Source organism: Streptomyces sp. NPDC007162 (assembly GCF_040634175.1).
Lineage (GTDB): Bacteria > Actinomycetota > Actinomycetes > Streptomycetales > Streptomycetaceae > Streptomyces.
This window is the reverse complement of the sequence record NZ_JBEYFC010000650.1, coordinates 1-4,286: the sequence shown is the minus strand read 5'-3', so window position 1 is coordinate 4,286 and position 4,286 is coordinate 1. Positions and strand designations below refer to the sequence as shown.

General features: G+C 74.3%; 4 protein-coding genes. All 4 read left to right on the top strand.

The genetic code is table 11. The features are described from left to right. Positions 1–198 precede the first annotated feature (198 nt). The gene (locus tag ABZ646_RS41295; RefSeq protein WP_360531328.1) at positions 199–1,416 is read left to right on the top strand and encodes an NYN domain-containing protein; all 1,218 of its coding nucleotides are present in this window, start codon (positions 199–201) and stop codon (positions 1,414–1,416) included. A gap of 53 nt (positions 1,417–1,469) precedes the next feature. Then, complete coding sequence (locus ABZ646_RS41290) at positions 1,470–2,489, top strand: ABC transporter ATP-binding protein (RefSeq protein WP_360531325.1); 1,020 nt, start codon at positions 1,470–1,472, stop codon at positions 2,487–2,489. Positions 2,490–2,607: 118 nt separating this feature from the next. Continuing rightward, entirely contained in the window at positions 2,608–3,435 is an 828-nt protein-coding gene (locus tag ABZ646_RS41285; RefSeq protein WP_360531322.1) for an ABC transporter permease, read from the top strand. 34 nt (positions 3,436–3,469) lie between these two features. Then, positions 3,470–4,135 (top strand): AAA family ATPase, encoded by a 666-nt coding sequence (locus tag ABZ646_RS41280; protein ID WP_360531319.1) that lies wholly within the window; start codon positions 3,470–3,472, stop codon positions 4,133–4,135. Positions 4,136–4,286: the final 151 nt, after the last annotated feature.

Genomic DNA, 4,286 nt, shown 5'->3' with positions numbered 1-4,286 from the left:
GACCTGCGGCCCACCGGTACCTTCGCCTGCGGCAACGACGACCTCAACCGCCTATATGAGGTGGTCCGTTGGAGCTTCCGGGGCAACGCCGTCGAAACGCCACGCCGAAGATCGAGTTCGGGCCGTTAACCCCAGCGCCGTCGGGCAGACTCGAAGGAAGCCCCGAAAAGCAAACCTCCCGGAAAGAGGGTGAGTCGCGTGGACCGCTGCATCGTCCTGGTGGACGCCGGGTATCTGCTGGGTGCCGCCGCCAGTCTCCTCGCCGGTGAGCCCTCCCGATCCCGGATCACCGTCGACCACGCCGCGCTGATCCAGGCGCTGCGCGAGCGCGCGGAGTCCGACACCGAGCGTCCACTGCTGCGCATCTACTGGTTCGACGGCGCCCCCGACCGCGTTCCCCAGCCGGAGCACCGCCGACTGCGCGTGATGCCCCGGGTGACCGTCCGGCTCGGCGCCCTGACCCGCAGCGACGGACGCTGGGCGCAGAAGGGCGTGGACGCGGCCATGCACGCCGAGCTGACCGAACTGGCCCGCAACCGCGCCTGCTCCGACATCGTCCTGGTGACCGGCGACGGGGACCTGCTGCCGGGCATGATGGCCGCCAAGGAGCACGGGGTCGCCGTACACCTGTGGGCCGTGCAGGCCGCCGACGGCGACTACAACCAGTCCGAGGACCTGGTCGCCGAGGCCGACGAGCGGCGGGTCCTTGACCGCGCGTGGATCACCCAGGCCGTACGGGCCAAGGAGCTGACCGCGGTCTGCGCGCCCTCGCCGGTGCCCCGGCCGGAGATCGCCGCGATCCTCTCCGCGCCGCTGCCCGAGTCGGCGCCGGCCGCAGCGGAGGCGGGCGCCGACGAGGCGGAGCGGGCGCCGGTGGCGGGCGCCGTCGGGAACGGGACGCAGGAGAGGGTGCCCGCGCCGAAGGGGGTGCCCACGCCGAAGGACCTCGCGGCGCTGCGGGCGCCGGGGGCGCAGCCGGTGCACCCGGCGACCACCGCCACGCTGCGGTGGTCCTCCGACAAGGGCTGGGTGGACCGGCCGGGCGCCGTCGCGGAGTCGGCGGAGGCGGCCGCCATGCCGACGCTCGCGCAGCTGACCACGGCGGAGCAGCGGTGGGCCGACCGGGAGGAGGACATCACGACCGTCGGCGGGGATCCGTACGAGGTCGGGCAGGTGTTCGCCCGGCGGTGGATCTCGCGGCTCGGGGACCAGGGGCACCTGCACCGGCTGTCCGGGATGTACCCGCGGATCCCGCACCGGATCGACGGGGAGCTGCTGCGGTACGCGGCGCGGTTCGGGTTGCTCGCGCACAAGGACGACCAGATCGACGAACACGACCGGTACGCCATTCGGGCGGGGTTCTGGAGAGAGTTCGACGTGCCGGCGGGGGCCGGGGAGCACGCGTCCTCGGAGTGAGTGAGGCGCCCCGAAGGCGAGTAAACGTGTGCGACCCCGTAGTCTCGTGCCTTGTGAGAACGCGCGCGGATCGGGCACTTCGGCAACAGGGTGACGTCGTGTGCGCCGTGCGTGGGCTGACCAAGACCTATGCCGCGGTCAAGGGGCGGCGGGGCGCTCCCGGCGTGCCCGAGGTGCGGGCCACCGACGGGGTGGAGCTGGAGGTCCGGCGGGCGGAGATCTTCGGACTGCTCGGGCCGAACGGGGCCGGGAAGTCGACGCTGGTGCGGCAGCTCACGGGGCTGCTGCGGCCCGACTCGGGCGGTGTCGAGATCCTCGGGCACGACATCGTGCGCCATCCGGAGCGGGCGGCGCGGATCCTCGCCTACCTCGGGCAGCAGTCCAGCGCCCTCGACGAGCTGACCGTCTCGCTGGCCGCCGAGACCACCGGGCGGCTGCGCGGCCTCGACGTACGGCAGGCGCGCCGGGAGCGCGACGCCGTGCTGGAGGAGCTGGGGCTGACGCCGATCGCCGGGCGGGCGCTCAAGAAGCTCTCCGGCGGACAGCGTCGGCTGGCCTGTTTCGCCGCCGCGCTGGTCGGGGAGCGGCCGCTGCTCGTCCTGGACGAGCCGACGACCGGGATGGACCCGGTGGCCCGGCGGGCGGTGTGGGCCGCCGTCGACCGGCGGCGCGCCGAGCGGGGCACCACCGTCGTCCTGGTCACCCACAACGTGATCGAGGCGGAGACGGTCCTGGACCGGGTCGCCGTACTGGACCAGGGGCGGGTCATCGCCTGTGACACCCCCGCCGGGCTCAAGGAACGGGTCGCCGACGAGGTGCGGGTCGAGCTGGTGTGGCGGGAGCGGGCGCCGCTGGACGTGCCCGAGGTGGCCGCCCTGCGGGAGCGCGCCGTCGAGTCCGGCCGGCGCTGGACGCTGCGGCTCGCGCCCGAAGAGGCCCGGGCCGCCGTCGCCACGGTGACCGGCGGGGCCGCCTTCGCCGCCCTGGACGACTTCACCCTGGCCACGCCCAGCCTGGAGGACGTCTACCTGGCGCTGGGCGGCGCCGCACGGCAGGGGCTGGTGAAGGCGTGAACGTGGATGCGAGAGTGAACGCGGAGCCGGGCGGACCCGTACGGGAGGACGCGGCGGCCGCATGTGCCGTGGACGCCGCCGGGAAGGCCGCCGCCGTCGGGAAGAGGAGCAGCGCGACGTGAGTGTCGTACCCGCGGAGATCCTGCCGGGCGGTGCCCTGGGCGCGGAGGAGACGGCGCCGGGCGGCGCGGTGGCCGAGCTGGGGCCGCGTGCCCGGCTGTGGCCGTCGCTGATGGCCGTCTACCGGGCGCAGCTGTCCCGGGCCCGGGTGGCGCGTATCCCGCTGCTGTTCGTCGCGACCTTCCAGTCCGTCGGCATCATGATCATGATGCGCGGGGTGGTGGACAGCCAAGGCGAGGCCCAGTCCGTGGTGGCCGGCTCCTCGGTGGTCGTCGTCGCCTTCGTGGCCCTGAACCTGCTGGCGCAGTACTTCGGGCAGCTGCGGGCGAGCGGCGGGCTCGACCACTACGCCACCCTGCCGGTGCCGCCGGCCTCCGTGGTGCTCGGGGCCGCCGCCGCGTACGCCTCCTTCACCGTGCCGGGCACGCTGGTGACGGCCGCCTTCGGGTGCGTGCTGTTCGGGCTGCCGCTGGGGAACCTGTGGATCCTCGTCGCGGTGATCCCGCTCGCCGGGGCCGCCCTGGCCGGACTCGGCGCCGCCTGCGGGCTGCTCGCGCCGCGCCCCGAGCTCGCCACGCTGCTCGGACAGCTGGGCATGTCGGCGGCGCTGCTGCTGGGTGTGCTGCCGCCGGACCGGATGCCGGAGGTCATCCGGTTCGCGCGCGACCTACTGCCGTCGACGTACGGCGTCGAGGCCTACGCCCGTACCTTCGGGGCACGCCCCGACTGGGCCGTCGTCCTCGTCGACCTGGGTGTGTGCGCGGCCGTCGGGGTGGTGTCGCTGGCCGTCGCGACCTGGGCGTACCGAAGGGCCGCCGTCCGGTGACGCGCCGCACAGGACGACCTGGCACGATGTCAGGGTGACCGCACCGTTGACGCCGCCTCCGCCGCCGCACGACCAGTCCTCGCACCAGGCCTGGCAGGTGCCGCCGCCTGCCGGGGAGGCCGCGGGAGAGTCGGGCGAGTACGGACAGGACGGTCCCGGGATGAAGACGGAACTGCGGGAGGCCGCGGTCGTCACGGTCGTACTGGCCGTGAGCGGGGTGCTGCTGGGGCTGCTGTGGCTGTGGCTGGCGCCGCACGTGCCGCTGGTGGGGGACCGCTCCGGCAAGAGCTGGGTGGTCTACCTCAAGGACACCGAGGGCGAGCAGGCGGCCGGCGTGGACGGCACGTTCACGCTGCTGGCGCTGGCCTTCGGGGCCGTGAGCGCGGTGGCGGTGTTCCTGTGGCGGCGGCGCGGCGGCGTGCCGCTGGTGGTGGCGCTGGGCGTCGGCGGGCTGCTCGCGTCGTTGCTGGCGTGGCGGCTGGGGATGTGGCTGGGGCCCCAGCAGGACGTGATCGCGCATGCCAAGGCCGCGGGCAAGGGCGTGACGTTCTCGGCGCCGCTGAAGCTCGGGGCGAAGGGGGCGCTGCTCGCGTGGTCGTTCTCGGCGCTGCTGGTCCAGCTGGGGCTCACGGCGCTGTTCGGCCCCCGCGACCCGGAGCCCCCCTACGAGGAGGGCCCGTACGCGGCCCCGCCGGCTTAGCTCGAAGAAAAAGAACAAGCTTAGGGCCTGTCTGGCAATTCCCGTCTGCCTCGCGACGCCATGCACGCTCCCCCAGCCTCCGGCCGGGTGGACCCCCAGAGCACGCATCTGGCGCCGCGAGGCCGCCCTGCGGGCGACGACGCGAATTGTC